The sequence below is a fragment of the Escherichia sp. E1130 genome (assembly GCF_005781065.1).
Lineage (GTDB): Bacteria > Pseudomonadota > Gammaproteobacteria > Enterobacterales > Enterobacteriaceae > Escherichia.
Genome location: NZ_VATL01000073.1, coordinates 1 through 3,466, shown reverse-complemented (window position 1 = coordinate 3,466; position 3,466 = coordinate 1). Strand labels below are relative to the sequence as shown.

General features: G+C 53.5%; 2 pseudogenes. One reads left to right on the top strand and one right to left on the bottom strand.

Annotated elements, in window-relative coordinates:
• Window positions 1-978: 978 nt before the first annotated feature.
• A pseudogene (locus FEK66_RS25545) lies at window positions 979-3,048 on the bottom strand (RHS repeat domain-containing protein); the annotation flags it as partial.
• Window positions 3,049-3,340: 292 nt separating this feature from the next.
• Here FEK66_RS25545 and FEK66_RS25535 point away from each other — a divergent pair.
• Window positions 3,341-3,466 (top strand): annotated as a pseudogene (locus tag FEK66_RS25535) (transposase); the annotation flags it as partial.

Here is a 3,466-nt window from a genome sequence, read left to right as displayed (position 1 = left end):
GAGTTTAGTCTCCAGGATTCCCGGGGCGGTTCAGCCATAATGATGAAAACTGTCTCGTTTAACTCTAGATGGTGAAAACGTAACACCAGGATGAGACGAAAACGACCCAAATGAGACAGAAAAACTGTCTCACCGGATTGACTGTTTTGGGTTTACTGATAAAAGACAAATCAGAATGTTTTGTGAAAAAACAGCCTGAATAGTGTTAATAAATTACAATGACTTCCAACGCGGATTCGCGATAAGAGACGTGGCTCCGGGTTTGAAGTTTTTTTTCTGCTGGGAAAAATAACTATAGAAATTAGCATTTTTTGCAGTATAAGCCAGATAACGAGTTGCCGTTGTAAAAGAGTCTGCATTTTTCAGCGCATCCAGACTTCCTCGGGTACGTCGTTGTTGGATAGTTTCCTCACGCTCTCCTTTAGTTGTCGGTAGCTTTTCTGGTTCAAGAAGAGCGAGCATAGCATTTAACTCATGATATCCCTCATTCTTCACCACTCCAATATACGCTTTATCTTCCGTATTCAGGCGAAGGTGTGAAATTTCATGAATCAAAATATGAGCTAAATGATCAACGCCAAGCGTCTCATTTTTTTTGACTTTTCCCAGTACATCCGTATAAGTATTCATGTAAATTTTCTCCCCACGCTGAAATGCTTGAGTATCGACGTCGGCTGCTACACTCTCCGATTTTTCTCCAGATGCGGTTATCTTCAGCGGGGAATATTGGATATTTCTTTTCGTATCCAGTTTATTTATCCCCTCTAACACATTTTTTATTTTCGCCTTCCATATACCTAGTTTTTCTTCTCCCATATGCAGCCCAAAAAATGTCTTATAGATATCTAACGCTACTTCATTATTAGATGAGTTATTCAAAAATTTCTCAGCGACTGATAATTGTTCTGCAGCTAAATATTTAGCTTTTTTAATATAGGTTCTTCCAACCTCCTGTTGAGATTTTTCCTCATTTGGAGCAAGTCCATCCTTATCAAAAAACCTTAGAGGATTATTCCGTACCATCCTGAACAGGTTCAGCCCGTCCACCGTGCCAGCCGGGTCCGCGCTAAGCCACCGGCCCGCCCACGGTTGATAGTATCGGTACCCGTAGTAGTACAACCCCGTCGCATCACGCTCCTTGCCTGAGTAACGGATGGTTTTGTAGTCCGCTTCCACCGCGCTGCGCGCCGTCCATACAGCTGTCCCGCCGTACGGGTAATATTCCTCCATGCTGATAATGCTGCCATCGCCGCCCAGCTCCAGCCCGCTGCTGCCCGTCAGGTTGTCGTAGCTGTACCTTATCTGGTCGTTGCCGGTTTCTGCCGGCCAGCCCCTCTCCCAGTGCAGCATCCGTACCTGCGCCCGGCCCGCTTCGCCCACGATTATCACCTGCAGGCTTCCCGTTTCCGTATCGCCGGATGTTGTGCTGCGCAGCTCCAGCCCCGGCAGGTACAGCACCCGCTTCGTCTGTGTGCTTCTGTTTGTTTTCTGCACGCTGACTTTCAGTACACGCTGGCTGCCGCCGTCATACCGGTAGCTTTCCCTGTCATTCGTACTACCGTCTCGCACCACCGGCGTCACCTTCAGCAGCTCGTTACGCGGCGTCCAGACCAGAGACTGTCCCGGCAGCAGCTGTTTCTGCTGCCCGCCCGCCGTGAACAGCGCGTCCACCTCTGCCGGGTTATCCGTCAGGGTACTCAGCACGCCCCGGTTGCTGCGGTCGCTTAACGTGATGTTTGTGGTGTAACTGTTACTGGTCGCCGGGGCACTGTGCCTGATTTGCGTCAGATTGCCGGCCTCGTCATAAGTGTAAGTGCGGGTGTAACTGGTATATGCAGAGCTGTCGGTGGGGAGGGGTACGGTGGTGGACGGTAAGTTGCTGCCCTGCTGTCCGGCATTGGTCATCTCGCGCCCGGTGGCGCTGACCAGCTGGTACAGGCTGTCATAGGCGTATGTGTTCTCAGGCACCACTTTCTGATTGCGCCAGAAGCGGGTCTCTTCGGCGTCGTTGCTGATTTTCAGCACGTTACCCACCGGGTCATAGTCGTAGCGCAGGTCCTGCAGGACCCTCGCACCTGAGGCGTGTCCTGCCGGACGCTCCGTTTTAATGCCGGTCAGGCGCTGCGTCTCTGCTTCATATGTGTACGTGGTCACCACGCCGTTGCCGTGTACCTCGCGCAGCTTCTGCCCGGCAGCAGAGTATGTCAGGGATGTCACGATAGCCTGCTCTTTTCCGCCCTTCAGCGTCAGCCAGCTGCCCGACAGCAGGCCTGCCACGTCGTACGCCACCCGCTGCGTATTACCTTTTGTATCGGTGGTGGTCAGCACCGCGCCGGTAGCGTCAGCGGTGGTCAGGGTCGAATATGTTTCAGTATTGAGCCGGTCATTCCAGTCGAAGACGTCAGTCCCCTGCCAGTCGGCTGCCACATCGAGGTTATCCGCATCCTTCAGCAGACGGCAGGTGACGGAGAGCTGCACACCCGTCAGCGCCACGCTGTCGGTCGGCACCAGGCCGGCCGTGTCGTAGTGGCTGACGCACAGTCCGGCGAGGTTGAGGGCTTTCTCCGCCTCGGTATTGCCGGCATACACGAAACGCTCGCTGATGCGGGCGACACCACCGGTCATCTGTTCCGTGACGCTCACCGGGCGACCGGGCAGTTCGGCTTCCTCGTATTGCCAGTTACGGGTCACCGCCTGGCTCCTGTCCTCCGTGCCGTCGTCTGCGGTGCGGATATTGCTGACCGCAATAAATGGTCGTCCTGCGGTGTCGTGCAGGGTGACTGTGGTACCGTTATCGACTCCCTGCGTGCGCAGGACGCTGCCAGCTAGGTCGTTGAGGTACATGTAGTTCACCAGCCCTGGATCATGCCGGCGTGGGTCGGTGCTCTGAGTCAGAAAACCGCGGGGGTCGAAGTGGTGGCGGGTGATGCGCTCACCAGTGATGTCCGGTGTATCCGGATGGCGGTGGTACGCGATGTCGCGCACGGTCAGGCCGCGGTTATCGAGGACCGTGACCGTCGGGGTTTTGCTGAACAACAATGTGCTCATGGTATTCTCCTGTGTATGTTATGCAGCCGGTCAGCTGTAAAGAAAATCATACAACAATCAGGATGGTTTCGCGTGGATGGGGACTTTCAATGCGGGATAGAGAAAGACCGTATGTATATAAATTTCATTTGCAGTTATTGTGAGCCCGGCGGAATGGATTGTGAGCCGGGCAGGATAAATGCGAGCCCATTGCCACTTAATGTGAGCCGGTGGCATTTTTCATTTGCAGTTAATGTGAGCCGAAATTTGTGCTGATTGCGAGTCGGAGGGATTTCGATTGCGAGCCGTTACAGATAACAATGCAGCGGAGCGGGCCTTACGGGCGGTACGCTTGGGTAAAAAGAACTACATCTTCTTCGGCAGTGACCACGGTGGCGAGCGTGGAGCACTGCTGTATGGTCTTATCGGGACGTGCAAA